The organism is Nocardia australiensis, assembly GCF_020733705.1.
GTDB lineage: Bacteria > Actinomycetota > Actinomycetes > Mycobacteriales > Mycobacteriaceae > Nocardia > Nocardia australiensis.
Window position 1 is genome coordinate 70,554 of the sequence record NZ_JAJFZM010000006.1, and the last position, 25,748, is coordinate 96,301.

24 protein-coding genes are annotated in these 25,748 nt (G+C 65.7%); 2 read left to right on the plus strand and 22 right to left on the minus strand.

Annotated elements, in window-relative coordinates:
* Positions 1-88: 88 nt before the first annotated feature.
* From LKE06_RS23770 to LKE06_RS23850, 17 genes are all read right to left on the minus strand, one after another.
* Positions 89-907: a DUF8175 domain-containg protein gene (locus LKE06_RS23770; protein WP_228001590.1), complete on the minus strand. Its 819-nt coding sequence runs from the start codon at positions 905-907 to the stop codon at positions 89-91.
* Positions 904-1,560 carry a DUF8175 domain-containg protein gene (locus tag LKE06_RS23775; RefSeq protein ID WP_228001591.1) on the minus strand — a complete coding sequence of 219 codons (657 nt, stop codon included), beginning with the start codon at positions 1,558-1,560 and terminating at the stop codon, positions 904-906. The genes LKE06_RS23770 and LKE06_RS23775 overlap by 4 nt, the downstream gene beginning before the upstream one ends.
* A gap of 44 nt (positions 1,561-1,604) precedes the next feature.
* Positions 1,605-1,880, minus strand: a complete 276-nt coding sequence (locus LKE06_RS23780) for a hypothetical protein (protein ID WP_228001592.1) — start codon at positions 1,878-1,880, stop codon at positions 1,605-1,607.
* Between the two features lie 8 nt (positions 1,881-1,888).
* The gene (locus LKE06_RS23785; protein WP_014351788.1) at positions 1,889-2,185 is read right to left on the minus strand and encodes a hypothetical protein; all 297 of its coding nucleotides are present in this window, start codon (positions 2,183-2,185) and stop codon (positions 1,889-1,891) included.
* Between the two features lie 61 nt (positions 2,186-2,246).
* The gene (locus LKE06_RS23790; protein ID WP_228001593.1) at positions 2,247-2,888 is read right to left on the minus strand and encodes a DUF6668 family protein; all 642 of its coding nucleotides are present in this window, start codon (positions 2,886-2,888) and stop codon (positions 2,247-2,249) included.
* Entirely contained in the window at positions 2,885-3,769 is an 885-nt protein-coding gene (locus LKE06_RS23795; RefSeq protein WP_228001594.1) for a MinD/ParA family ATP-binding protein, read from the minus strand. Before LKE06_RS23795 ends, LKE06_RS23790 begins: the two co-directional genes overlap by 4 nt.
* Positions 3,770-3,784: 15 nt before the next feature.
* Positions 3,785-4,816, minus strand: coding sequence for a DUF8176 domain-containing protein (locus LKE06_RS23800; protein WP_228001595.1), 1,032 nt, complete (start codon positions 4,814-4,816; stop codon positions 3,785-3,787).
* 54 nt (positions 4,817-4,870) lie between these two features.
* Positions 4,871-6,508 (minus strand): cutinase family protein, encoded by a 1,638-nt coding sequence (locus LKE06_RS23805; RefSeq protein WP_228001596.1) that lies wholly within the window; start codon positions 6,506-6,508, stop codon positions 4,871-4,873.
* A gap of 377 nt (positions 6,509-6,885) precedes the next feature.
* Positions 6,886-9,393, minus strand: a complete 2,508-nt coding sequence (locus LKE06_RS23810) for a RelA/SpoT family protein (protein ID WP_305082813.1) — start codon at positions 9,391-9,393, stop codon at positions 6,886-6,888.
* Positions 9,394-9,621: 228 nt separating this feature from the next.
* Complete coding sequence (locus tag LKE06_RS23815; RefSeq protein WP_228001597.1) at positions 9,622-10,248, minus strand: NUDIX hydrolase; 627 nt, start codon at positions 10,246-10,248, stop codon at positions 9,622-9,624.
* Positions 10,249-10,349: 101 nt separating this feature from the next.
* Positions 10,350-11,939, minus strand: a complete 1,590-nt coding sequence (locus LKE06_RS23820; RefSeq protein WP_228001598.1) for an ATP-binding cassette domain-containing protein — start codon at positions 11,937-11,939, stop codon at positions 10,350-10,352.
* 202 nt (positions 11,940-12,141) lie between these two features.
* On the minus strand, positions 12,142-12,714 hold the full coding sequence (locus LKE06_RS23825; protein WP_228001599.1) for an adenine phosphoribosyltransferase: 573 nt from the start codon (positions 12,712-12,714) through the stop codon (positions 12,142-12,144).
* A 37-nt stretch (positions 12,715-12,751) separates the two neighbouring features.
* Complete coding sequence (locus LKE06_RS23830) at positions 12,752-14,473, minus strand: ABC transporter substrate-binding protein (RefSeq protein ID WP_228001600.1); 1,722 nt, start codon at positions 14,471-14,473, stop codon at positions 12,752-12,754.
* Positions 14,474-14,499: 26 nt separating this feature from the next.
* On the minus strand, positions 14,500-15,672 hold the full coding sequence (secF, locus tag LKE06_RS23835; protein ID WP_228001705.1) for a protein translocase subunit SecF: 1,173 nt from the start codon (positions 15,670-15,672) through the stop codon (positions 14,500-14,502).
* A 50-nt stretch (positions 15,673-15,722) separates the two neighbouring features.
* Positions 15,723-17,408 (minus strand): protein translocase subunit SecD, encoded by a 1,686-nt coding sequence (gene secD, locus LKE06_RS23840; RefSeq protein ID WP_228001601.1) that lies wholly within the window; start codon positions 17,406-17,408, stop codon positions 15,723-15,725.
* 127 nt (positions 17,409-17,535) lie between these two features.
* A complete protein-coding gene (gene yajC, locus LKE06_RS23845) occupies positions 17,536-17,898 on the minus strand; it encodes a preprotein translocase subunit YajC (RefSeq protein WP_228001602.1) in 363 nt (120 codons plus the stop codon).
* Positions 17,899-18,051: 153 nt separating this feature from the next.
* On the minus strand, positions 18,052-19,539 hold the full coding sequence (locus LKE06_RS23850) for a flavin-containing monooxygenase (RefSeq protein ID WP_228001603.1): 1,488 nt from the start codon (positions 19,537-19,539) through the stop codon (positions 18,052-18,054).
* Between the two features lie 29 nt (positions 19,540-19,568).
* Here LKE06_RS23850 and LKE06_RS23855 point away from each other — a divergent pair, with 29 nt between their 5' ends.
* On the plus strand, positions 19,569-20,240 hold the full coding sequence (locus tag LKE06_RS23855; protein ID WP_228001604.1) for a TetR/AcrR family transcriptional regulator: 672 nt from the start codon (positions 19,569-19,571) through the stop codon (positions 20,238-20,240).
* Positions 20,241-20,262: 22 nt separating this feature from the next.
* Here LKE06_RS23855 and ruvB read toward each other — a convergent pair whose 3' ends face one another.
* The 4 genes from ruvB to LKE06_RS23875 all read right to left on the minus strand — a co-directional run bounded on the left by ruvB (position 20,263) and on the right by LKE06_RS23875 (position 23,734).
* Positions 20,263-21,357, minus strand: a complete 1,095-nt coding sequence (ruvB, locus tag LKE06_RS23860; RefSeq protein ID WP_228001605.1) for a Holliday junction branch migration DNA helicase RuvB — start codon at positions 21,355-21,357, stop codon at positions 20,263-20,265.
* Between the two features lie 6 nt (positions 21,358-21,363).
* The gene (ruvA, locus tag LKE06_RS23865) at positions 21,364-21,969 is read right to left on the minus strand and encodes a Holliday junction branch migration protein RuvA (RefSeq protein WP_228001606.1); all 606 of its coding nucleotides are present in this window, start codon (positions 21,967-21,969) and stop codon (positions 21,364-21,366) included.
* Entirely contained in the window at positions 21,966-22,535 is a 570-nt protein-coding gene (gene ruvC, locus LKE06_RS23870) for a crossover junction endodeoxyribonuclease RuvC (protein ID WP_228001706.1), read from the minus strand. The genes ruvA and ruvC overlap by 4 nt, the downstream gene beginning before the upstream one ends.
* A gap of 197 nt (positions 22,536-22,732) precedes the next feature.
* A complete protein-coding gene (locus LKE06_RS23875; protein WP_228001607.1) occupies positions 22,733-23,734 on the minus strand; it encodes a GlxA family transcriptional regulator in 1,002 nt (333 codons plus the stop codon).
* A gap of 70 nt (positions 23,735-23,804) precedes the next feature.
* Here LKE06_RS23875 and LKE06_RS23880 point away from each other — a divergent pair, with 70 nt between their 5' ends.
* Positions 23,805-24,761: an NADP-dependent oxidoreductase gene (locus tag LKE06_RS23880; protein WP_228001608.1), complete on the plus strand. Its 957-nt coding sequence runs from the start codon at positions 23,805-23,807 to the stop codon at positions 24,759-24,761.
* Positions 24,762-24,978: 217 nt separating this feature from the next.
* Here the strand turns inward: LKE06_RS23880 and LKE06_RS23885 are convergent, their stop codons facing one another.
* Positions 24,979-25,734 (minus strand): YebC/PmpR family DNA-binding transcriptional regulator, encoded by a 756-nt coding sequence (locus LKE06_RS23885; RefSeq protein WP_228001609.1) that lies wholly within the window; start codon positions 25,732-25,734, stop codon positions 24,979-24,981.
* Positions 25,735-25,748 lie beyond the last annotated feature (14 nt).

Below are 25,748 nucleotides of genomic sequence, written 5' to 3' on the forward strand. Positions count from 1 at the left end.
GTGCCCACCCGTACTGGTTGGCCATCAACTGTCTCTCGAGCCTTTCTCGCACACTGGATGTTCGCGGAACTCGGTCTATCGGCCGTGGTCACCACATCGACCACCCCGACAGCGATTCGATGTATTCGGTCTGACTGCTGTTGGAAGTGGCGGGCTTGAGTCGCCAGTCCCCCGCATCCCACACCATGACCAATCGCAGCGCCGCCCACAGCTGTCTGCCGTCGACCACCGGCCCACGGGTGGCGAGCCGGATGATAGCGAGGTCGTCTGCGTAGTTCTCCACCTTGAACGCGTCCGATGCGACGAAATAGCGGGTCACCTTCTCCGGCTGCTGCTCGGGCAGGCGATCCTGCGACAGCGCCTTGTCATACGCGGCGATCTGCTGTGCCGACACCCTTACCTGGCGGACATAGAGATCGCGATCGGCGGGACGGGCGTTGAGCCGGTAGGTGATCTGAGCCGCCGCCAACACCGCGCCCTGCGGGGTGTGCGCATAGCCGACAGCCAGATCGTCCTCGACGCGGGTCGGGCCGTCGGAGGTCGAGAACGGCACCGAGGCGCCGTACACCCGTTGCCAACCGCCCGCCGAGGTGGTGCCTGCGGGCGCGGCGGTCAGCCAGTCCGCATCCGACGACTTGCGCTGCTGTGCCGGGTCCTGCGGAAGTGGTTGCCCCGCAGGGTTATTCGGAACATCTACCCGCCTGCCGAGCAGATCGACCTCAGGACTACCGAACCCGCTCGTGCCGGAACCCGCCGGCGCCGCCGACCCGCTACCGGACGAATCGGAGCTGTCGCGGCCGAGGTACACGACCAGACCCACGATCACGATGAGTGCCAGTACCGCCGCTGACGCGATGACACCGAAGGAGACGCGATCGCGCGCGTACGGCTCCTTCTCGCCACTCATGATGGTGCCTCCAGTTTCACTATGTCAGCGGGTAATACGTCGACCGCCTCAACGGGGCGTGCGGTCGATTCCGGGTCGGGCAGCCGTAACCTCCAGTCGTTGCCGAACCACTCCACGACGGTGTGGTTCACCGCTCTCGATTTGTCCGAGTATTCGGTGTAGACATCGACCGAGGACCTCTGCTCGGCGTAATCAGTGATCCGGTAGCCGAGCAGCCGTGGCGCATATTCCGGCGAAGCGGGACCGGTGATCGACAGCTGCACCCGATTCACCGACCACTCGTCACTGCTGCGGCCCGGAACCAATTCTAGGACAACCACTTTCGACCACTGTGTGTCCGATGCCACCGACAATCGCACCGTGTGGACGATCGCGGCGAGCGCGGCACCCGGCGGCGAATGCTCGAAACCCGTTGCGGCGCCGCCGGCTTCCTTCTTCGGCCCCTGATCCGCGTGCGGCAGTTGCACTCCCTGAAAAGGCAGCCAGCGCACATGAGTCGGCGTCGCGGTCAATCGCGGACCCAGGCCGTCGCCACCGCCACCACAGCCGGCCGCTGCCATCAGCAGCGCGAAACCTAACGCACCGGCCGCGGGTCCGCGCAGCGCGCACCGCACCGCACCGCGTGTTCCGGTCGCCGGATGCGACTGCGTCACTGTGGATTTCATTCCAGGGCCTGCCCCATCCCGGTCACCGTGGCTCACGTCGGTAGGAACGCCAGGGCGATTCCGGACGCGGAGCTCGCCACGGTCGCGCCGAGCAGGCTCATCAACACGCCGTGCGAGGCGTCGTTCATCGCGAGATCGCTGCGGAACGCGATCCACAATCGGCCCGCGGACACGATCATCCAGGCCAAGCACACCAGCAGCACAAACCAGAGCAGCCAATTCAACAGGTGCATCAGTGGGTCCAGCACCTCGGAGGGCATCTGCTTGTACGCGAGCAGCTCGCCTGCCGACATTCGCACGGTGGACATCGCCGACATCAGGTTCCGATAACGGCGTTCATGATGGTGCCCGCGCTGGTCGCGACCACGCCGCCGATCATGGCTCCCGCCACCATCTTCGGCGACTCGAGCCCACCGCCGGTCCACTTCTCCCAAGCGAACTTGCCGCCCGCGTAGGTGATGCCGCAGATACCCGACAGCAGGACGAACCAGGTGAGGTATCGAACCAGCTGGAGGATCTTCTCCGAGCCAGGAGGCGCCTCAGGTGTCGGATTGCCGACCTGAGCCAGGACAGTGCCGTACGTGTCCTGCACGGCGAGGAGGATCGTGCTCATCGGGTGCCTTTCTCGAGAAGTGTGCTCATCAGCGGTCCGCCTGCGGCAGCGAAAATCACCTTCATGATGCGCCTTCGTCGAAAGATGAAGCGGTATCCAGGTTTTCGCGCACCGCACTCACAATATCGGTGCCGATCGCCCGGACTTCCAGCGGAACTTCATCGAGCGGGTCGAGCTTTCTTTTCTTCGGTGGCAGCATGTCGCCCGGCGCCCATACCGGAAGGTTCTCCGGTTCGACGAGCGTCCACTCCTCATACCACGGCACCTGCCACACCTGCCCCGCCAGCGAGCCGACCACATCGCGGTAGCGGCGGATCTCCGCGGGCAGCCTGCCGGGCCGCGCTGCCACCGTGACGAGACCGAGCACCTCGGCCGAGCCCGCAAATCCGGAAAGATGCTGGCGCAGCAGATCGTGGGCACGTGTCAGACCGGCAATCGTCTCCCTGGCGACAAGCACGACAAAGGGCGATTCACGATCGAAAACACCGGGCCAGCGGCGGCCCGAATCCGCCGCAGGCGCAAGAACATGCGCGAGGGTACTGGCTCCGGCACCACCGTGCACTCCCAGCAACCACACCAACGGCGCACGTCCGACGCCCGGCACCGGACGGTCCCAAATCAGCGCGCGACGCGATTCCGGCGGCGCGACCACGCCCGCGGGCGTGGGTTCCGGTTGACGACCAAGTTTCATAGCGGCGGTCATGATGCCACCCCAGCGAGCAGCCGTGCGTAGGCACGGCGTGTCTCGGGCGCAAGCGACGCGTGCCGGACGAGTTCACCGCGAGCCAGGTGCGGATCGTAGGGAATCTCCCTGATATCGCGGACCCAACCCGACAGGTGTTCACGCAAATGATCGGCAACCCGCGAGTCGGCACCCGGTTGCTGGTGTGAGACAACGATCGTGGTGTCGCCGACGATGCCGGCCCCCTGCCCCTCGGCCGAATCGCCGAACTGGTCATCGAGCCATTCCAGCGCCACACGCAGCCGATTGGCCGCATCGGCGCGCGCCGGAATGGCAAGCACCAGAGCAACATCCGAATCATCGAGCAGCGGTCGCAGCTGACGCCCGGCAATCGGATTGCCACCGTCGTAGACACCGGTGAACCCGGCGTCGTAGATCGCCCTGGCGACCGTCAGATAGGTGGCACGACGACGCAGCGGCGCCCCGTCACGCCACAGCAGGCCGATTCCCGAACTCGCCTGGGACATACACTCCTTCAACGGCGCGGGCTCGTCGTTGCCGCGCCCGTAGAGCCACGACTGCAGGCTGATCGGGTACAGGTGCTCGTCGGCGCCGCGCAAGGCCAGATCACTGCCCGCCGCCGTCGCATCGACCGCTACCGTCGGGTTACCGGCCGTCGCCAGCTCACCGGCGATACCGAGCACCGTCGTCGTGGTCCCGGCACCGCCACAACCACCGACGACCAGGATCGGGCGCTGCGCAGGCTCTGGCGCCTCGACATCGAATCCCTCGCGCTTGCCGCGCCGTAACCGCACCACCGGAGCCCTTGTGCGCACGGGCCGACCCGACGGCTCCCCCTCCTCGGGTGCCTCGTCGAGCCACCGACTCCAGTCGTCTCCCATCGCCTCAGCTCTCCTTTATCCGGCCGCGATACCCGTGATGAGGGTGCGACCGCCGACCACCGCAGTGGTGACCGTCTGCTTGTTGTACGTGGCGGGTACACCGCCGGGCCGGTACTCGGTGATCTCCACCGAATAGCTGTTATCGACGATGGTGACGATCCGCACGCAATGGGTGGTGCCGACCGGAATGGAGTCGATGCCGCGCTGGATCGCCGCGGCCGTCGAGATCAGTGCGTCCGGCGCGACCATATGCCTGGCCTCTTCGCCGGAACGATCCACGTAGTAGGCGTATTGGAAGGCCAGCACCGCATCGGGTCCCGAGGTATCGCCGCCGGGAGCGGCGCTGCGCATGACTCGCTCGCCACGTTCGGTAGGGCACGCCGTCGATGTAGCACCACCGGTACCGGGTTGTGGTTTGGTGGCGTAATTGAGCTTGGCGCCCGCATTGTCGAATTGGGCCTCGTCGGCGAGTCGAGAGCCGGACCCGGATCGTGCGCTGCCGACAGCGAATTGCATCGAGGACTGTTCGGTTCCTTCGACCCGATCGCTCGACGAACTCAACAGGAACAACACGCCCGCCGCGGCCACACCCAGCAGTAGCACGGCCGCGACCAGCACCGCGATTACCCTGCCGCGACGCGAGGCCGGATTGTCGCGCGCCACCTGACGCAGTCCGCGAGGTGCGCCGAAGCGCGCCGATCGCTCGCCGGGGTCGTCGTCGAATTCGTCGTCGGGCCACGGGAATCGCACCACATCGCTGCCGCGGGGCGCGGCGTAGTGGTCGTCCGGACCGGGCGCGTGTCCGGCCACCCAATCCGACCAGCCACCGGTGAACTCGCTACGACTGGAGGACAGGTCGGCCGGCACGTCCACCCGTGCGCGTTCCTCGTCCAGATCCTCGTCGTGAATGTAGTACGGATACCGTGGCGGGCCATCGTCGTCAGCGGCCTCGGCGCTCGCATCGTCCGGGTGAGCGGGGGCAATCGAACCGTTGTCCGGCTCCAGCGCGACGTACCAACGTGAAAGCTGTTTGTACGACTTCAACATTTCCCCCTTCCCGCAGAGCGAGGCACGTGGCGCATCGTGAGACCCTCTCGGCGATCAGTTCGTGGAGAACGGGTAGGCGTCTGCGGTACCGGGTCGATCGGTATGCGGGACCGAAGATGTCACACCGCTGGATGAGGCGCCATCGGCTCCCGTCCCAAACGGAAATTGTCCCGTACCGGACGAATTCGGCGTAGTCGACGCGCCGGAGCTCTCGCCGAAGAATCCGGCGGGCGGCTTGTCGCTGCCACCCTGTGGCGTCGTGCCGCTACCGAACGTTCCGGCAGCGTCGCGGGCCACCCTGGCGAACCAGTCGGCGACGAGTTGGGTCGGTGCGGCACCATTGCCGGACACCGTCGCATTGCCGTAGGCGCCGTGACGCGCGATCGTATCCCAATACCGCGTCCACGTGGTGATATTCAGGAGCTCGCTGTTGTCGGTGATGTTCTGGACCACCGCGTCGAATGCCTGTGAGACCAGACGGATCCCGGTCGTCGGCGCGATGAGTTGCGGTATGGCGCCGAGCAGCTTGGTCCCGAGCAACATCAGCCCGGCGACCGGATTCGCCAGTCCAGCGGCGGCCAACTCCGAGATGGCCGCCGGAGTGATTACCGTCTTCACTACCGTGCCGACCGCGTTCATCCCGATCATGCCGACCTTGAGCAACGCCTGGATCGCGCCGGGAATATTCAGCGACGCCCGTGGATCGGCAGCGTCGGCCAAGCGCTGCGAGATCGACTTCTGCGGCGCGAGTGACACATTCGCCAGAGAATTACCCTGGAGGTCGTTGTTGACGACCTCGGTCGCGGTCTTGATCGAGGTGAACGCCAGCGCCTGCGCGATCGACCGCAGCGACGCGATCGGGTCGCCGCCGCTGAGTGTTGACTGCCCCACGACCTCGGCGACCGCCTTCAGGATGGGCGCACCCTGCGGGGCGTCGCAGGCCAGATCGGCCGACGCGCAGAAGCTTGCCACACGACCGGTCAGCGCACCGAAATTCACGGCGGTATCACGTTCGGGTCCGATGCCACCGCCACTCGGGGTCAGCTGTGGGAATGCCGCGATCGATGCCAGCTCCGCACCGGAGGTACCGGGCGCCGCATCGGGGACGAGCTTGCCGGGCGAGCCGGGAAACAGCGGGGCAGCGGCGTTGCGAGTGGGGTCGGCGAACAGTGCGACGGCCGCGATCTTGTCGGCGGGGACCACTCCCCGGCCACGGCCGACCTCCTGCGCGAACATCGAGGCTACATGCGCGCCTTGGGAATACCCGACGATTCCGAACCTGGTGTCGGCGCACCGGGCCGCGACCGTCGCGGCCATCGCCCGCAACCTCGTCAGACCGCCCGCGACCGACTCCGAATACGGCACCACGCCACCGCCGGTAGCCCCGCCGAATCCGGATTCGTATGGCACATAGGCCCGATCCACCAGCCCGGGCGTGGACGCCTTGGCCATCATCGGCATGAAGACCGTCGACAACATGCCGGTATCGGTGGTCGGCGCCGCGTCGGGCGAGGACTCCCCCGTGCCCTGAATTCCCAACGCGTACAGCGCCGGACAGCTCGCGATCGGAACATTGGTCGACGGACCTGCCGGGCTCGACGGCGCCGCCGCCGCACTACTCGCAGTAACGGTCGCCACAGCGACGGTGAATGCGACCAGCATTCCCGAGATACGTGCCGTGCAATCCGTCATAGCGATCCGCAATCATCCGAGTTACCGCAGCTACCTTCAACGCCATGAAACGCAATAGACCGTAACAGATTTCGACTAATGCCGCTGAGGCGACGAAAGGATTACGCGACCCGCCGAGAAGGCAATGACACTTCCCGGCGTGCCACGATGGATCACCCGGTAATTTTCCGATCGCACCGTTGACCGACCCACTAGGAGGCGCACCTTGCGACCCGAATCATCAACCCGCACTTGACATTCCAGCGAACACCGGAACGAGCGCAACGTCAGCAGCCGACGTCTTGGACCAAGGCGACCAACCGGGCACGGCCGTACGGCGAGCATGATCGGTGAATCATCGGACCGCCACGCACCTAGCGCAAGACCCCTCGATACGGTCAGGTAGCCGAGGTGACGCGGTAGACGTCGTACACGCCTTCCACGTTGCGCACCACATTCAGTAGGTGCCCAAGATGCTTCGGATCGCCCATCTCGAAGGTGAACTTGCTGATCGCGACCCGGTCACCGTGCGTAGCCACCGACGCCGACAGGATATTCACCTTCTCGTCGGCCAGCACCTTCGTCACATCCGACAGCAAGCGGGTGCGATCGAGCGCCTCGATCTGAATGGCGACCAGGAACACCGAGGACGGCGAGGGCGCCCATTCCACCTCGATGATGCGCTCGGCCTGCTCACGCAGCGATCCCGCATTGGTGCAGTCGGTACGGTGCACGCTCACCGCACCACCGCGGGTCACGAAGCCCATGATCTCGTCGCCCGGGACCGGCGTGCAGCACTTGGCCAGCTTAGCGACCGTGCCGAGGGCCCCAGGGATGAGTACGCCGGCATCACCGGTGACGCGCTGCCGGTTCGGAGTTGTCGACGGAGTGGACCGCTCAGCGAGCTCGTTCTCCACATCGCCGATACCGCCGAGTTGCGCCATCAGCCGCTGCACGACGTGATGCGCTGACACCTGATGCTCACCGACGGCGGTATAGAGCATGGAGATGTCCGTGTAGTGCAGCTCGTGCGAGACCGCGGTCATCGCATCGACGCTCATCAAACGCTGCAACGGCAGCCCGACGCGGCGGACCTCCTTGCCGATCTGCTCCTTACCGCTTTCGAGCGCCTCCTCGCGACGTTCCTTGGCGAACCACTGGCGGATCTTGGCCTTGGCGCGCGGCGAAACCACGAAGTTCTGCCAATCGCGGCTGGGTCCCGCGTTCTGCGCCTTCGAGGTGAACACCTCGACGACCTCACCGTTCTCCAACTGCCGCTCCAAAGCGACCAGCCTGCCGTTCACCCGCGCCCCGATACACTTGTGCCCGACCTCGGTGTGCACGGCATAGGCGAAATCGACCGGCGTGGACTTCTGCGGCAGCGTGATCACATCACCCTTCGGGGTGAAGACGAAGATCTCCGGCGACTTCAGGTCGAAACGCAGCGACTCCAGGAACTCGGCCGGGTCGGCCGCCTCCCGCTGCCAGTCGAGCAGTTGGCGCATCCACGCCATATCGTCGACTTCGGTGGAATCGTTGGAGTGCTTGCCCCGGGTCTCTTTGTAACGCCAATGCGCGGCGATGCCGAACTCGGCGGTGCGGTGCATGTCCTGGGTGCGAATCTGCACCTCGAGTGGCTTGCCGTCCGGGCCGACAACTGTCGTGTGCAGCGACTGGTAGACGCCATAGCGAGGCTGGGCGATGTAGTCCTTGAATCTGCCCGCCATCGGCTGCCACAGCGAATGCACGACACCGACGGCGGCGTAGCAATCGCGCACCTCGTCACACAGAATGCGAATGCCGACCAGGTCGTGGATGTCGTCGAAGTCTTTACCTTTGACGATCATCTTCTGGTAGATCGACCAGTAATGCTTAGGCCTGCCCTCCACGATCGCGTTGATCCGGGACGCGGCCAGGGTATTGACGATCTCCGCGCGCACTCGCGCCAGGTAAGTGTCGCGTGAAGGTGCGCGATCGGCGACCAGGCGCACGATCTCGTCGTACTTCTTCGGGTGCAGGATCGCGAAGGCGAGGTCCTCCAGCTCCCATTTGACCGTGGCCATTCCCAGGCGATGCGCCAGCGGCGCGATCACCTCCAGCGTTTCCTTCGCCTTCTTCGCCTGCTTCTCCGGCGGCAGGAAACGCATGGTGCGCATGTTGTGCAGCCGGTCGGCGACCTTGATCACCAGCACGCGGGGGTCGCGCGCCATCGCGATGATCATCTTGCGGATCGTCTCGGCCTCGGCGGCGGCACCGAGATTGACCTTGTCCAGCTTGGTGACACCGTCGACCAGATGCGCGACCTCGGCACCGAAGTCGGCGGTCAGCTGTTCGAGCGAGTACCCGGTGTCCTCCACTGTGTCGTGCAACAGCGCGGCCACCAGCGTGGTGGTGTCCATTCCGAGCTCGGCCAGAATATTCGCGACCGCAAGCGGATGGGTTATGTAGGGGTCACCGGATTTGCGGAACTGATGCGCGTGCCGCTCATCGGCGACGTCGAATGCCCGCTGCAGCAGTGTGAGATTCGCCTTCGGGTACAGCTCGCGATGCACGCTCGCCAACGGCTCCAGCACCGGCTTGACCGCCGCGATCCCGCGCTGACCGGTCATCCGTCGCGCCAACCGCGCCCGCACCCGGCGCGACGCGGACGTGGGCACCGCCGCAGACGTACCCGGCTGCCGCACCGGCGAGGCGACGGCGTCCTCTTTCGCCACCGACTTTTTCGAGGGGGCGACATTCCTGTTCGACGGGGCGATAGTGCCGTTGGATGGGACACGCTTCGCGCTGGGCGCGCTGGTCTTCGAGGCGGACGGGCGCGACGGGTCAGCCGGAGTGGCCGCCGCACCATTCGATTGCGGGGCAGATGCCGATTGCTCGACATTCGCCTCGCCCAGATGCTGAGTCATGCCACCACCTCTCCACGCCGCGGTCCGAACACCCTATCCGACCGCTGCAACCGCCCAGACCACCAACTTTAGCCCCAGAACAGTCGCGGGGCGGATCGCTGTGAATACCGCCCTCGTCACGGGCTGTTCACCACGGCATATCTACCCGTTCAAATCCGGCATTACCGCCGGTCCGCACGGACGGCTATTATGCATTGATGCGCATAGCAACGTATCGGGATGGACCGACTACTGGCTGGTTGTGAATGCCCACACGGCCGCGGGGCGCCCGGTGGCTCTGACCCGGCGACGTTCGGCAGTGCGCTCGAGGCCGGAAATAGCGGCCAGGGTGCGGTTCAGGTTCGCGGGATCCGGGCGGGCACCATGTAGGGCCGTACTCAATTCCACCGCGGTCGTCGCAGGGAACTCATCGCCGGTCAAGGCTCGGGTGAAGGCCAGGTCCTTCCAGAGCAGGCGAGCCAAGCCACCGCGCGCCGCGTCGACGATCCGATTGTGATCGAACGCCAGCGGCGGCACCGCGTCGAACGGAATCCACCGCGCCGGCCCATGATGCGGTCCGACGACTGCCCACATCGCTATGGACAGCGTCGGGCCGCGCGGATCGCGATTCGGCTCGTCGAAGGTTTCCAGTTGGCCGACTGCGCCGATCGCCACGTCCGGTACGCCCAGTTTCGCGTGCACCGCGCGCCGCGCCGCCGAAACCAGCCGCTCCCCTCGCCCCAACAGCACCCCGGGCAAGGCCAATTCCCCGGTGAACGGCTCGAATTCCCGGGGTGCGACACCAAGGGTGACCGTGACGTCGGCCTCCCAGAACCGCAGCGCCACCACATCGACCGAAACAACAGACTGCTCCACGCCACCCAATCCTGCCAGTCCGGGCGCCCGGGCTTACCCGACCGCCCGAACTGCGCGAATCGGGGTGCGGTGGGCACGGTCAGGACCGTGGGCCGTCAGCACTATCCGAGCAGGGTTTCGGTCAGACCTTCGGTCGTGAGCTCCACGCGACGGGTCAAGCCGAGGTCATCGAGGAAGCAGGGGTCGTGACTCACCACGATCAACGCCCCTTCGAAACCGGCCAGGGCCTGGGTCAGATGTGCCAGGCTCGGCAGATCGAGATTGTTGGTCGGCTCGTCGAGCAACAGCAGCTTCGGTGCCGGATCGGCCAGCAGTAGCATGGCCAGCGCGGCCCTGAGCCGCTCACCACCCGACAACGCCGACGCCGCCACATCGGCGTCCACGCCACGAAACAGGAACCGCGCCAGCTGGGCCCGGATCTGCTCGACCGAGGCGTGCGGAGCGGTCGACGCCACGTTTTCGAAAACCGATAGTCGCTCATCGAAAATGTCGAGCCGCTGCGGCAGCATGCGCCACGACACCTTCGGCTCGGCCGCGGCGATCCGGTGCAGCAGTGTGGTCTTCCCGATGCCATTGAGGCCGGTCAGCGCGATCCGTTCCGGACCGCTTACCCGCAGCGTTACTGTCGGCCCGCCAGCGAGCTCGATCGCTTCCAGATCCATAACGTCCTGCCCCGGATACAGCCGAGTATCGGGCAGTTCGACACGGATCTCGCGATCGTCGCGCAACAATTCCTGCGCTTGCTCCAGCTGCTCCTTGGCGGTATCCACCTTCTCGATGTGGTTGTTGCGCAACTTACCCGCCGACACCTGAGCCTGCCGTTTGCGCAGGCCCATCACGATCTTCGGCTCACGCTTGCTCTCGAACATCTTCTGCCCGTAGCGCTGTCGGCGATCCAGTTTGATCCGCGCCTCGACGAGTTCGCGCGCCTGCTTACGGACATCCGAGCGAGCGTCACGAAGCGCCGCTCGAGCGACCTCCTGCTCGCCCTCGACAATTCGCTCATACGCACTGAAATTGCCGCCGAACAAGCGCAGTTCGCCCTGGCGTAATTCCGCGATCGTGGTCATTCGCTCCAGCAGCTCACGATCATGACCGACGGTGAGCACGGTTCCGGAGAACTGTGCCACCACCTCGTAAAGCCGTTGCCTGGCAACGTGATCCAGATTGTTGGTCGGCTCGTCCAAGGGCAACACGTCGGGATCGCGCAGCAGCTGAGCCACCAGCCCGAGCAACACCGTCTCGCCTCCGGAAATCGTTTCCACGGTGCAATCCAACTGCTCGGCGGAATCCGCGAGATAGTGCAGGCCGAGGCGGCCGAGCAGTGCGACGGCGCTTTCTTCGACGTCCCATTGGTTGCCAACGGTCTCGAAGTCCTCCTCCGTACCCGAGCCGGATTCGATGTGGTGCAACGCCTTTCGCACCTCGGCGATACCGAGCACAGCATCCACGCGTTGACCGTCGCCGAGGCCGAGATCCTGACGTAGATAACCGAGACGACCGATGACCGTCACCGAACCACGCGCCGGGATCAACTCCCCCGCGATCAGCCGAAGCAGCGTCGATTTGCCCGCACCGTTACTGCCGACCACCCCGATATGACCGGGGCCGAGTACAGCGCCGAGACCATCGAAAACGGGCGTCCCGTCGGGCCAGGAAAAGGTCAGATCGGATAGAGAAATATTGGACATGCGTACCCCAGAGGTTGCAACGGAACGCGACGCGCGAATGCGGGCCGCCCGAATGGCTACCTCATGAGAGCAACGGCATGACTCCGATCAACGGGAATACGACCTGAACAGGCTAACCACAATTGTGCGACCATGCCAATGAGTTTTACCGCCCTCGGCACACCGAGTTCGTGAATCACCTAGCAACCGGCGCGAGCGGAACTCAGACGCACACTACCGAGGTCAGCGGGTAGTCACCCTGACGCTCCCGGCCACCGAAGCCGTCGAGTTCCAGAACCACTGCAGCGGCGACGACCTCCGCACCCACGCTGGCGAACAGATCGGCAGCGGCGGCGAGGGTGCCCCCGGTGGCGAGGACGTCGTCGAGCAGCAGGACGCGGCGGCCCTTCAGATCAACACTGTCGGCCGGAACTTCCAGGGCCGCGGTGCCGTATTCGAGTTCGTACTCACGAGAGATGACGGGCGGGGGCAGCTTGCCCGCCTTGCGCACCGCGAGCACGCCGGTGCCGAGCGCCGCGGCGACGCCGGCACCGATGATGAAGCCGCGGGCATCGACGCCGGCGACGAGGTCGGCGTCGGGCGCGCACTCGGCGAGGCAATCGACGACAGCGCGGAAACCGTCCGGATCGGCGAAGACGGGCGTCAGATCGGCGAAACGGACTCCGGGAGTGGGGAAGTCATCACACCAGCGGGTCAGGCGCTCGACCAACTCGCCAGCTTTCGCGGTCCGCTCACTGACTGCATCATCCGATTCGACCGCTGCGTGCTTGCTCATCGACACCTCTCCATGGTTACTCACCCACCAACACCTGTTACCGCTTCAACACCCAGCGGTCCATGTTCCAGCCGGTCCCACCCTGGGTAGGCCCGGCGATGCCGTTCTGCAAACCGTTGCCGAAGGCGATGGTGCGGGGATCGGCGAACAACGGGACGCTCGGCATCTCCGACCACAGCAGGTTCTCGGCTTCAGTTAGCAGATTCAGCGTTGTGGTCGAGTTATCATCGGCCGCAAGCTGATCGGCGATCGCATCGTAACGTCCATTACCGAAGCTACCGAAATTGAGCCCGCTACCTGTGCGCAACGAACCGATGGCCGCGACGCCGGTCGAGGATCCCGCCGGACCGGGTACCGATGCGGTGCTCGCCAGGACGGCATCTACTTTGCCCTGGGTGAGCTGGGAGGGTGTGAAATCGTCTGTACCGGCGTCGATGACGGTGATACCAGCGGGTTTGCATGCCTCGGCGATCATTGCCACGGTTTGCGCGCGGCGCTCGTCGGGGCGGAGATAGCCGATACGGATGGTTGGATTGGCCGCACCGGACGCCGCGAGTCTCGCGGTGGCCGCCGGAACATCGGCGCCCCGGTATTTGCCGGCTCCGTCGGCCGCCGGTCCGTAGAACAACGAATCCTGTTGCACGATGCGAGAATCGAGCGGCCCCGCGCCCAGGCCGGACTTGGGCGCCTCCGGTACCTTGCCGAGCTTGTCGAACAGTGCCTGCCGTGGCACGCAGAGCCCGAACGCGCGGCGGGCGTCAACTGAACCGAACACTCCCCCGGTCGCCAGCACCAGTTGTTCGGCACCGCGGCCGGGCACGGTCTGCACCGAAAAGCCGTCGAGATTCAGATCCTGCACCGAACCGGCGCCGATGTCCACGACACTGACGGCATTGTCGGAGAGCTTGGCCTTCAAATCAACGGTCTTCGGCCACACCACAATCCGGCCGGTCTCGGGCTTGATACCCCACCAGCGCTCATTGGCTACCAGAACCAAACCATCTTTGTCGGAATAGGATTCGATCCGGTAGGGCCCCGAGGACGGGAACCTCGAGGTATCCAGATCGTCGGAGCTGATCGTCCAGCCGGTGTTCCAGAAGTCGGCCAACCGTTGGATCGCACCAGGATCACTGGATTCCAATGCGGAGACCACATTCGCCACATTCGCCACCCGCGCCGCAACGTGCGCGGGCATCAACTCACCGGCGCTGAACAGCGTGCGCCAGGGCAGAAAATGGGCATCCGGACGGAAAACCACCGTCGCGTCCTTGGAGCCGGGCTGGCATTCCACCCGCTCGATATCGGCGTATCCGTCGGTGCTCGCCGCGTCGAACAGCGGAACCGGGCCGTGGTCACCGGGTTTGGTGAACCGGCCGCTGCGCGCGGCCCAGGCGAGCACCAGATCGTCACACGAAGTGGGCACGCCATCGGAGTACACGCCGTCCGGATTCAGCCGGTACTGGACCGTCTGCGCCTCGCCGGGCACCTCCTTCGCGGTACCCGCATCGGTGTCGGCGACCTGCTGACCATCGGGCCCGGTGTAGAAGAATCCGGTCAGCACCCGGTCGAACACGGCCGCCGAGCCGCTGCTCGCGCCCAGCGTGCTGCCACCGTTGTAGCTGGCGATCACGGCATCGACGGCGTAGCCGATGGCGGGCACCTGGTTCTGACTGGAGCACCCGGCAACCAGCGCGGCTGCCAGGGTGCCCGCGGCCACCGCTCCGATCAGACGACTCGCAACGCCGCGTGGCTGTCGCATGGAAGGAAACCCCTGCCTCTAGGTCACTACCGCTTCTTGTGCCGTTTCCCGCTCGGACGCGCGCCGGGCCGGGGCGCCTGTCCGACGTCCCTGGACCGCCGTGGCTCGGCGTCGGGGTACGACCGGCCGGTCGCGGCCACCACACGACGCTCGGCCTCGACTCCAGCGCGCGCCGCCGCGACGCCGGACCGCTTGGCAAGCACCTTCTTCGTATGCGCCGCCACCGGGCCCCAGCGCTCCTTGAGCGATACCAACAACGGGGTGGCGAAGAAGATCGACGAGTAGGTGCCTACCAACAGACCGACCAACTGCACCAGCGCCAGATCCTTGAGAGTGCCGACACCGAGCATCCACACCGCGATCACCATCAGGCCGACGATCGGCAGCACGCCGATCAGCGCGGTGTTGATGGAACGCATCAGCGTCTGGTTCACCGCGAGGTTGGCCTGTTCGCCATAGGTCCGGCGACTCAAATGCAGGATGCCGCTGGTGTTTTCCTCGACCTTGTCGAAGACGACAACGGAGTCGTAGAGCGAAAAGCCGAGGATGGTCAGGATGCCGATGACCGTCGCCGGGGTGACCTCGAGTCCGATGATGGAATAGACGCCCGCAGTCACCGACAGGTCGAAGCCTAGCGAGGCAAGCGCCGCGAGCGCCATATCGCGCTCGTACCGGATGGTGATGTAGACGGCGACCAGGACCAGGAACACCCCCAGCGCGATGAGCGCCTTTCGGGTGATCTGGCTGCCCCAGGTCTCACTCACGTCCGAGGTACTGATCGCGGCGCGGCTCGGGTTGCCGTTCTTGTCCTTGGGTTCGAACTTGCTGAACAACGCGTCGTTCAGCGTATCGACCTGCTTGGAATCGAGCGCCTCGGAGCGGATCAGCATGGTCGCCGACGAACCGGTACCCACCGTCTGCACCGACACCGGGTCGGTGCCGATGGCGGTGTGGTACACGTCCTCCACCTGCCCAGTGGTCGCGCTGCCCGCAGGGAACTGGATGCGTGATCCGCCCTCGAAATCGATGCCGAGGGTGAAGCCGCGGAACACGATACTGCCCAACGAGATCAGCACGATGGCGGCCGTGATCAGATACCACCTGCGGCGATTGCCGATGACATCGATCGCACCGGTGCCGGTGTAGAGCCGGTTGAAGAAGCCGTGCTTGGGCAGCTCGCCGTGCGGCGCGTCATCCATATCGGGGTTCGTCCCGTTCTTGCGGAGTGCGGGCGTGGTCTGGCTGTTGGTCATCGCGTCTTCACGCCTTCGACGAGTGCGGCGTCGGCCGCCTTCCGCTCCCGGGCAACCTGTTGGATCGCACCGAGACCGTTCACTGATGGTTTCGCCCAGTAGGCCGTCCGTGAGGCCAGCAGCACGAGTGGAGCGGTGACCAGGAATACCACCACCACGTCGAGGATGGTGGTGAGGCCGAGAGTGAAGGCGAAGCCACGCACCTCCCCAACCGCGAGCGCGTAGAGCACCGCCGCCGCGATGAAGCTCACCGCGTTACCGGACAGGATAGTTCGACGCGCGCGCTGCCAGCCGCGCGGCGTCGCGGAGCGGAAGCTGCGCCCCTCACGCATTTCGTCCTTGATGCGTTCGAAGAACACGACAAACGAGTCGGCGGTCATGCCGATGCCGATGATCAGACCGGCGATACCGGCCAGGTCGAGGGTGAAGCCGATCCACCGCCCGAGCAACACCATGATCCCGTACACCGCGAACCCGGAGGCGACCAGCGACAACCCGGTGAGGAATCCGAGCATTCGGTAGTAGGCCAGGCAGTAGAGCAACACCACCGCCAGTCCGACCGCACCCGCGAGCAGACCAGCCTTCATCGAGGACAGGCCAAGCGTCGCGGAAACGGTTTCGGCCTCCGAGGTCTGGAACGACAGCGGCAGCGAACCGTATTTGAGGGTGTTGGCGAGTTCCTTCGCGCTATCGGCGGTGAAATTGCCACTGATCGTGGTCTGGCCACCCTGCTGCGGTCCCGCCTGCACGGTCGGCGCGCTGACCACCTCGGAGTCGAGCACGAAAGCGACTCGCTTGTAAAGGTATTCGCCGGTGAGCGCGGCCCACGCGTCGCTGCCGCCGGACTTGAATTCGAGGTTGACCTCGTGACGCGCCTGCTGCTGATTCAGCCCCGCACTGGCGTTCTTGATCTCCTGGCCGTCGATGCGGCTCTTGTCGAGCAGGAACACCTCGGTGCCGTCAGTGGAGCAGGTGACCAGCGGCAGGGCCGGGTCGTCATTGCCCGCGAGCGGGTCGGTCTTGCTGCAGTCCATGGCCGCCATGGCGGCTTTCTGGATCGTGGGGTCCTGGCTCTGCCGGATCTGCTTGGCCGCGTCGATTTCCTGCTTCGCCTGCTCCTGGGAGGAACCCGGGGTAGGCGGCTCGGTCGGCGCCTGTGCGGGGAAGACCCGCTCCTGCGGGGCGGGCGCCTCCGCGCCAGGTGGCGTCGACTCCGGCGCGGTTTCGGGCGGAGCCGGGCTCGGCGCGGGCTCGGTCGGGGCGGGCGCTTGGGTCGGCTGCTGCGGTGTGCCCTGGCCGCCGACCGGGACGGCCTCCAGTACCGGACGGATGTAGAGCTTGGCGGTGGTCGCCAGCGTGCGCGCCTGTTGTCCGTCGTCGCCGGGCACGGTGATCACGATGTTGTCGCCGTCGATGATGACCTCGGAGCCACCGACACCAAGGCCGTTGACCCGATTCTCGATGATCTGCTGTGCTTTGCGCAGGCTGTCCTGGTTGGGCTTACCGCCATCGGGAGTCCGGGCGGTCAGCGTAACCCGGGTGCCACCCTGCAAGTCGATGCCGAGCTTCGGCGTCGGGTCTTTATCACCGGTGAAGAACACCAGCGCATAGATCACGGCCAGCAGTGCGGCGTAGACACCGAGCAGCCGTAGCGGATGCGCCGATCCCTGGGAAGGTGGCACAGTACGTCATCTCCTAGGCGGGAAGTCGAGGTGGAACGGGCGGGTACGCACCAGCGGCGCCGAGTACCCGGAAGGCGTCCCGCGGCGCGTGGACGCGCGGGACTCGCCGATAACCGGTTGAGGCCGGTCAGTCTTTGGTCAGCCGGGTTTCGGTCTGCTGCGTGGACTCTTCGACGGGGGCGTCGGCTGCCTCGTCGATCGCTGCCTCGTCGGTCACGGTCTCGTCCGTGGTCTCGTTCTCGGCGCGCACCTCGCGGATCGCCTGACGCAGCCACGTGGTGACGACCTCTTCGGCAATCTCGAGGTCGACGGTGGTGTCGTCGAGATCGACCACGGTGCCATACAGCCCCGACGTGGTGACGACCTGATCACCGACCTTGATGCTGTCCTGCATGTCGGCGGTCTTCTGTGCCTCACGCTTCTGACGGCGGACACCGAGGAACATCGGCACGAACAGGGCTACCAGCAGCAGCGGAAACAGGATTTCCATCGTCGAAGTCAGTCCCTAGTCTGTGGGTGGGATGGACAAGTACCTACACAGTCTGCCAGTTCCCATCACCACCGCCACACCGGCACACCATTGACGTCCCCGGAGCGACCGCCGAACGGCGCTCCATCGGCGGCCGGGCTGACGTGCGGAGTCTCAGGCGGACGTGCCGTAACTGTAGTCGTCGAGCGGGAAGCTCACCGCTTCCCGGTGCGCGTTGATGGTACTGGTCGGCCGCAGCAACGCGGCCTCACCGTGCTGGTTGAAGTAGTAGCTGCGCGCGGTGGCGCAGTCGCCGCCGTAGAACACCGACGAGCCGAGCTTGTCGGTGACCCGGTCGAGGAACTGGGCGTTGGCCCGCTCGGTCACCTCGAAGGTGGTCTCGCCGCGACGGAAGGTTTCCTTCAACAGCCTGCCCATGTGCTTCATCTGCGCCTCGATGGTGGTGAAGTACGACAGACCGCTGTAGGAGTACGGGCTGTTGAGGCAGATGAAGTTCGGGAACTTCGGCACAGTGACGCCCTCGTAGGCCTGGAAACGCTTGTCCCGCCAGAACTTTCCTAGATCGATGCCGTCGCGGCCGATTATTTCGATGGCCGGGAAGTTCACGTCCCACAGATTGAAGCCGGTGGCCAGGATCAGGGTGTCGATCTCGGTCTTGTGCCCATCGGTAGTCACGATGCCGTCGGCTTCGATGTGATCGATCGAGTTTGTCTCCAGACGTACGTTCGGCAGGTTGAACGTCTTGAAGTACTGGTTGGAGAAGGTTGGGCGTTTGCAGCCGAAATCGTAGTGCGGGGTCAGCTGCTCGCGCGTTTCCTTGTCGTGCACCTGCGCACGCAGATGCGCCTTGGCCAGCACGCTCGCGACCTTGTTCACAGGCTTGGCCTGTTTGAAGTGCAGTACGCCGACCACCATCAACGCCTCGAGCATGCTGGTGTTCACCAACCGCGCGGCCTTCTGTGTGATCGGCACCCGGGCGAACAGCTTCTGCACCGGGGCGGGAATAGCGGTGTCGATCTTGGGCACAACCCAGATCGGGGTCCGCTGGAAGACGGTGAGCTCGCGCACCTTCTTGGCCGCCTCGGGCACCAGCTGCACAGCGGTCGCGCCGGTCCCGATGATCGCGGCTTTTCGATCGTTGAGGTCGAAGTCGTCCTCCCACGCGGTGGTGTGAATGGTCTTGCCCGCGAAGGAATCTATACCGGGGAAGGGCGGGGTGTAGGGCTGCGAAAGGAACCCTGTCGCGGTGAGAAGGTAATGGCCGGTGAGGGTTTCACCACCCAGCGATACCACCCAGTGCTGGTTCTCCTCGTCCCAGCGGGCACCATCGACCACCGTTCCGAAGCGCATCCGGCGACGCAGGTCGTACTTCCCGGCGACGAACTCGGCGTATTTCTTGAGCTCCGCGCCCGGCGCGAACAGCCGCGTCCAGTACGGGTTGGGCTCGAAGGAATAGGAGTAGGTCACCGAGGCGATGTCGACGGCGAGCCCCGGGTAGTGATTGACATGCCAGGTGCCGCCGAGGTCGTTCTCGCGCTCCAGGATGACGAAATTGCTCAAACCGAGCCGGTCGAGCTCGATGCCCGCCCCCATTCCGCCGAAACCCGCACCAACAACGACCGCGTCGAACTGAGGCGCCACGTCGAACCTCCTGTCGAGTGCTGCGCAGAATGACACATCATTCCGTTTGTGAACACAGTATCATTGCGGGGGTGACGAAGCCATCGACTCGTGCCGAGCGACGCAAAGCCGAACTGCGCCAGGAAATCATCGATACCGCCTTCGCCTGCTTCGCCGAAAAGGGCTATCACAACACCGGAATCGCCGATATCGCCGCCGTGCTCGGCATCGGCCATGGCACCTTCTACCGGTACTTCACCAATAAGCGCGACATCATCGATCACGTCATCGACGACCTCGCCGGACGGATCGTCGAGGCCCTCGGTACCGAGAACGCCCCGGATGCGGCCACCTCGCTGGCGGAATACCGCGCCCAGCTCGATCGCATCGGCACGGCGCTGGACCGTATCCTGGTGCAGGATCGTCGGGTCGCCCAGCTACTGCTGTTTCATGCGACGGGCATCGACGACGAACTCACCACCCGCCTCTACGGCCTGCTCGACATGGCCGACGCGCTGACCGCCGGATACCTCTCACACGGCGTCGAGCTCGGCTACCTTCGCGCCGACCTGGACACCACCAACACCGCCAAGGCCGTGACCGGAATGCTTCTCGCAGGAGTCGTGCACGGGCTGCGCAGTCCCGACCCCGACCCGGCCGCCGTCACCGCACTGAGCGAGGCGATCCGGCGGCTACTCATCGACGGCGCCCGCAAGGTTTAGCGAACACCACTACGACGCGGGATTATTCGAACAGATCGAGAGTTGGATACGGTTCGCGGCCACGGACTTCGATCGCGCCGAAAACCAGATCGGGCGGCGGAACCAGCCCCAGGTGCTCCCAGGCGGCGGCGGTGGCGACTCGGCCGCGTGGCGTGCGCGCGACCATACCGGCACGGACAAGAAAGGGCTCGCACACTTCCTCGACGGTGGCGGCCTCCTCCCCCACCGCGACGGCCAGTGTCGAGACGCCGACCGGACCGCCACCGAAACTTCGGACCAGGGCGGCGAGCACGGCACGGTCCAGACGGTCGAGGCCGAGGGCATCGACGTCATAGACCTCCAGTGCGGCGTTCGCGATGGCCCGGGTGATCCGGCCGTCGGCACGTACCTCCGCATAATCGCGAACCCGGCGTAGGAGACGATTCGCGATACGCGGCGTGCCACGCGACCGGCCCGCGACCTCGGCGGCGGCATCGGCATCGATGCTCACCCCGAGAATGTGCGCAGAGCGCTGCAGAATGCGCAGCAACTCATCGGGTTCGTAGAAATCCATATGGCCGGTGAAGCCGAAGCGATCGCGTAGCGGACCGGTGAGCGCGCCGGACCGGGTGGTGGCGCCGACCAGGGTGAACGGGGCGATATCGAGCGGAATCGAGGTCGCACCGGGGCCTTTGCCGACGACCACGTCGACGCGGAAGTCTTCCATGGCGAGGTAGAGCATTTCCTCGGCGGGCCGGGCGATGCGGTGGATCTCATCGATGAACAGCACGTCGCCCTCGACCAGATTGCTCAGCATGGCGGCCAGATCACCGGCCCGCTCCAACGCCGGGCCCGAGGTGATGCGCAGCGCGGTACCGAGTTCACCGGCGATGATCATCGCCATACTGGTTTTGCCGAGACCGGGCGGTCCGGACAGCAGGACATGATCGGGGGTGCCGCCGCGCTGTTTCGCGCCACGCAGTACCAGGGCGAGTTGCTCGCGGACCCGTGGCTGGCCGATGAAGTCGTCGAGGGACTTCGGGCGCAGACTTGCCTCGATATCACCGTCGGATTTCAGGTAGCCAGCGCTTACCTGGGACTCTTCGTCCACCTCTGGCTCGGTGTCGTCGTAATCCATTGTCCGCTACCGGTTCTTGCCGAGGGAACCCAGTGCGGTCCGCAACGTGGTCGATGTGTCGGCGGCGGGTTGTTCGGCCAGCACGCCGTCAACCACCTGCTCGGCCTGTTTGAGTGGGAAACCGAGTCCGGTGAGCGCCTCGACGACCTGGTCACGCACCGGAGTGACGACCGGTTCCGGGGTGGACCCAGGCGGACCGGCTTGCACCGGAACGAGATTCACCTTGTCGCGCAGTTCCACGACCATGCGTTCGGCGCCGCGTTTGCCGATGCCGGGAACTCGGGTCAGCGCGGCGACATTGCTTTCGGCGAGCGCTTTACGCAACGCCTCGGGTTCGAGGACCGCGAGCACCGCCATGGCCAGCCGCGGGCCGACGCCGGAGACGGTCTGCAGCAGACCGAACAGGTCACGGGACTCGGTGTCGGCGAATCCGAACAGCGTCATCGAGTCCTCGCGGACGATCATCGCCGTGTAAAGCCGGGATTCCTCGCCCCGGGTCAGCGTGGACAGCGTCGCCGGGGTGACATTGAGGCGATAGCCGATGCCGGCGGCCTCGATCACCACATGGTCGAGCGCGATCTCCAGCACCTCACCGCGTACCGACGCGATCACCCGCGTACCGCCTTCCGTTGTTCAGCAAGCCTTTCCGCATACTTCCGCTTCGCCTGAGCCGCCTGAGCCTCAGCTCTGGCCATCCGCTCCAGCAGTGGCGCCCGCCAACAATGACAGATCGCCAGGGCCAGCGCGTCGGCGGCATCCGCCGGTTTCGGCGCGATTTGGAGGCCGAGAATACGTGTCACCATCGTCGTCACCTGAGCCTTGTCCGCTGTGCCGTTGCCGGTGACGGCGGCCTTCACCTCACTCGGTGTATGAAACGCCACCGATATCCCCCGCCGCGCCGCCGCCAGCGCGATAACGCCACCGGCCTGCGCAGTACCCATCGCGGTACGCACGTTGTGCTGGGCGAACACCCGCTCGATGGCGACGGCATCGGGTTTATGGGTGTCCATCCAGTGTTCGGCGGCGTCGGCCACCCCGAGCAGGCGGTGCGCCAGGTCCATATCCGCAGGGGTGCGCACCACGTCGACATCGATGGCGGTGACCTTCCGGCCGATCCCGCCGTCCACAATGCTGAGGCCGCACCGGGTGAGCCCCGGATCGACACCCATCACCCGCACGAAGCCCCCTCTCACAGACACGAACAACTGTTCGAGAGTCTAACCGAGGCAGGTTCCTTCGAGCCCCAGCGACACGGCACCCACGATCGCAAGGGGATACGCGACGACACCTTCCGCGCAACATCCCCTTAGCGACCGCGAAGACGCCAGCGCCCGAACCGCTGCCGCCAACACGGCACTCTCGTCCGCACCGCACGCTACCGCGAGGCGGGTGCGGGTTCCGGTGGCGCTGCGACGCGGAAGGTATGGCGGTAGCTCCGGGGTGATACGCCTATTGCCTGGTGGAGGTGCTGGCGTAGGGACGCGGCAGTTGTGAAGCCGACCGCTCCGGCAATGCGGTCCACCGAGAGGTCGGTCGATTCCAACAGGTCGCGGGCGCGACAGACGCGCTGTTGGATGAGCCAGCGGCCGGGACTCATGCCGACCTCGTCGCGGAAGCGGCGGGCGAAGGTGCGCTTGCTCATGCGCGCCTCGGCGGCGAGATCGGCCATGGTCAACGGCAATTGGAGATTGTCCAGGGCCCACTGGCGGGCGGCCGCGGTCCCCGCCGACGTCGAGGGCGGCACCGGTCGTTCGATGTACTGGGCTTGTCCGCCATCACGCCACGGCGGGATGACGCAACGGCGAGCCACCATATTCGCGACCTCGGTGCCGTGATCGCGGCGCACCAGGTGCAGACACAGGTCGATACCCGCTGCCGCCCCAGCCGAGGTGAGCAGGTCACCGTCGTCGACGTACAGCACGTCGGGGTCCAGCCGCACCTGCGGGAAGCTGCGGCGAAAGAGATCGGCCTGGTTCCAGTGCGTCGTCGCGGGACGACCGTCGAGGAGTCCGGCGGCCGCGGCGACGAAGGCCCCGGTGCAGATGGAGACGATCCGGGTCCCCGGGCGGATGCGGGCCAGTGCGTCCGATACCGCGCGCGGCAGCGTGCCATCGAGGGTCATCTCGATATCGCAGGCCGGAATGACCACCGTGTCCGCGGTGTCGAGCGCACGACTGTCGAGTTCGACGGCGATCGCGAAATCCGCGCGGCTGGCGACCGGCGCACCGTCGACCGAGCAGGTCCGAACCTCGTATTTGTCGGGCGCGGTGCCGAATACCCGGCTCGGAATGCCGAGTTCGAACGGATACACACCAGGCAACGCCAACACCACCACGCGATGCGCCGACACCGCGCTCACCGAAGCTACCGCCATCATGGCGCGATCATATCGAATAATGGCAATCGTGCCATTTCTTCCGCCGCCGGTCACGGGCATGCTTTAGGCCATGAACGACAATGACGCCACCATGCGAGCACTCAGCCAGGACATTCTCGGCGGACCCGAAGTGCTCACCGAAGTGACGCTGCCGAGGCCGCAGCCCGGCCCCGGCGAGATCCTGGTCCGGGTGCGCGCCGCCGGTCTCAATCCCACCGACTGGAGTCATCGCGCCCAGCCCGGACCGTTCCTCGACGAACCACCCTTCGTGCTCGGCTGGGATGTGTCCGGCGAGGTCGCCGCCGTCGGTATCGGAGTCACCCTGTTCGCTCCGGGTGATGAAGTCTTCGGCATGCTCCCCTATCCGTTCGGTCACGGCGCGCACGCCGAGTACGCGGTCGGACCCACACGCGCCTTCGCGCGCAAACCCGCTGCGCTGGACCACATTCAGGCCGCCGCCATTCCGCTCGCCGGTTTGACCGCATGGCAAGCGCTGGTCGATACCGCAGGGGTGCGCGCCGGGCAGCGGGTATTGATTCACGCGGCAGCGGGCGGCGTCGGCCATCTCGCCGTACAAATCGCCACCGCGCGCGGCGCGTACGTGGTCGGCACGGCGGGTGCCGCCAACCACGACTTCCTGCGCGATCTTGGCGTGGACGAGGTGATCGATTATCGGACAACGGATTTCGCCGAACATGTTCGCGACATCGATGTGGTATTGGATTCGATCGACGATAAGAACAGTGTCCGCTCGCTGCGCACACTGCGACCGGGCGGCCTGCTTATCTCACTGCGCGCCCGCGGGCGCATCGATCTGGCCGCCGAGGCCGAGAAGCTGGGTGTTCGCGCGGTTCGCATGCTGGTCGAGGACGATTACGCGGGCATGAACGCCCTCGCGCACCTCGTCGATACCGGCCGCCTGCGCCCGACCATCGCGGACTCCTTCCCGCTCGCCGAGGCGGCGAAGGCGCACGCACTCGGCGAAACCGGCCGCACCGTCGGCAAACTGGTCCTCGCGGTGCCTTGAGCACGCCATCCGACCACCTCGCTGCCGCGTTGTTCGACGACCGCGTCTCACGTGCACCGCACCGGTGGTGCGGCACGCCGGATCACGTCTCCAGCACGTCGTTGCCCAGCCGCACTCCGCGACGACTCCATAGCACTCGCAGAGTGCAGTCGGGGCGGCCCGCACCGCGGACCGCCCCGACTCGACAGCTACTGCGCACCGCGCCGCATTGCCTCGACTACTCCTCGCCCAGCTCGGCGAGGACCTCGTCGGACAGGTCGACATTGGTGTAGACGTTCTGCACGTCGTCGCTGTCCTCGAGCGCGTCCACCAGCTTGAGCACCTTGCGAGCGCCTTCCGCGTCGACCGCGACCGACACCGACGGCTGGAACCCGGACTCGGCGGAGTCGTAATCGATTCCGGCGGACTGCAATGCGGAGCGCACGGCGATCAGATCGGACGGGTCGCTGATGACCTCGAAGCTGTCGCCGAGATCGCTGACCTCTTCGGCGCCCGCTTCGAGCACGGCCATCAGAACGTCGTCCTCGGACAGGCCGTTCTTCTCCAGCATGACGACGCCCTTGCGATGGAACAGGTACGACACCGAACCCGGGTCCGCCATATTGCCACCGTTGCGGGTCATCGCGACCCGCACCTCGCCTGCGGCGCGGTTGCGATTGTCGGTGAGGCACTCGATGAGCACAGCGACACCGTTGGGGCCGTAGCCCTCGTAGGTGATCGTCTGCCAGTCGGCGCCGCCGGCTTCTTCGCCGCCACCACGTTTGCGGGCGCGCTCGATGTTGTCATTGGGCACCGAGGACTTCTTCGCCTTCTGGATGGCGTCATACAGCGTCGGGTTGCCCGCAGGGTCTCCGCCACCAGTGCGGGCCGCCACCTCGATGTTCTTGATCAACTTAGCGAAGAGCTTGCCACGCTTGGCGTCGATCCCCGCCTTCTTGTGCTTGGTGGTGGCCCATTTGGAGTGGCCGCTCATTCCCTACTTCCTCC

What these genes read in the sequence shown, in the direction of transcription:
- LKE06_RS23805 (WP_228001596.1), bottom strand. Translation starts at nt 6,508, where the DNA reads ATGACGGATTGCACGGCACGTATCTCGGGAATGCTGGTCGCATTCACC.
- LKE06_RS23810 (WP_305082813.1), bottom strand. Translation starts at nt 9,393, where the DNA reads ATGACTCAGCATCTGGGCGAGGCGAATGTCGAGCAATCGGCATCTGCC.
- ruvB (WP_228001605.1), bottom strand. Translation starts at nt 21,357, where the DNA reads ATGGATTACGACGACACCGAGCCAGAGGTGGACGAAGAGTCCCAGGTA.
- LKE06_RS23885 (WP_228001609.1), bottom strand. Translation starts at nt 25,734, where the DNA reads ATGAGCGGCCACTCCAAATGGGCCACCACCAAGCACAAGAAGGCGGGG.
- secF (WP_228001705.1), bottom strand. Translation starts at nt 15,672, where the DNA reads ATGGATGACGCGCCGCACGGCGAGCTGCCCAAGCACGGCTTCTTCAAC.
- LKE06_RS23825 (WP_228001599.1), bottom strand. Translation starts at nt 12,714, where the DNA reads ATGAGCAAGCACGCAGCGGTCGAATCGGATGATGCAGTCAGTGAGCGG.
- LKE06_RS23795 (WP_228001594.1), bottom strand. Translation starts at nt 3,769, where the DNA reads ATGGGAGACGACTGGAGTCGGTGGCTCGACGAGGCACCCGAGGAGGGG.
- LKE06_RS23790 (WP_228001593.1), bottom strand. Translation starts at nt 2,888, where the DNA reads ATGACCGCCGCTATGAAACTTGGTCGTCAACCGGAACCCACGCCCGCG.
- yajC (WP_228001602.1), bottom strand. Translation starts at nt 17,898, where the DNA reads ATGGAAATCCTGTTTCCGCTGCTGCTGGTAGCCCTGTTCGTGCCGATG.
- LKE06_RS23780 (WP_228001592.1), bottom strand. Translation starts at nt 1,880, where the DNA reads ATGTCCACCGTGCGAATGTCGGCAGGCGAGCTGCTCGCGTACAAGCAG.
- LKE06_RS23855 (WP_228001604.1), top strand. Translation starts at nt 19,569, where the DNA reads ATGACACATCATTCCGTTTGTGAACACAGTATCATTGCGGGGGTGACG.
- LKE06_RS23800 (WP_228001595.1), bottom strand. Translation starts at nt 4,816, where the DNA reads ATGTTGAAGTCGTACAAACAGCTTTCACGTTGGTACGTCGCGCTGGAG.
- LKE06_RS23820 (WP_228001598.1), bottom strand. Translation starts at nt 11,939, where the DNA reads ATGTCCAATATTTCTCTATCCGATCTGACCTTTTCCTGGCCCGACGGG.
- LKE06_RS23785 (WP_014351788.1), bottom strand. Translation starts at nt 2,185, where the DNA reads ATGAGCACGATCCTCCTCGCCGTGCAGGACACGTACGGCACTGTCCTG.
- LKE06_RS23875 (WP_228001607.1), bottom strand. Translation starts at nt 23,734, where the DNA reads ATGATGGCGGTAGCTTCGGTGAGCGCGGTGTCGGCGCATCGCGTGGTG.
- LKE06_RS23770 (WP_228001590.1), bottom strand. Translation starts at nt 907, where the DNA reads ATGAGTGGCGAGAAGGAGCCGTACGCGCGCGATCGCGTCTCCTTCGGT.
- LKE06_RS23830 (WP_228001600.1), bottom strand. Translation starts at nt 14,473, where the DNA reads ATGCGACAGCCACGCGGCGTTGCGAGTCGTCTGATCGGAGCGGTGGCC.
- LKE06_RS23880 (WP_228001608.1), top strand. Translation starts at nt 23,805, where the DNA reads ATGAACGACAATGACGCCACCATGCGAGCACTCAGCCAGGACATTCTC.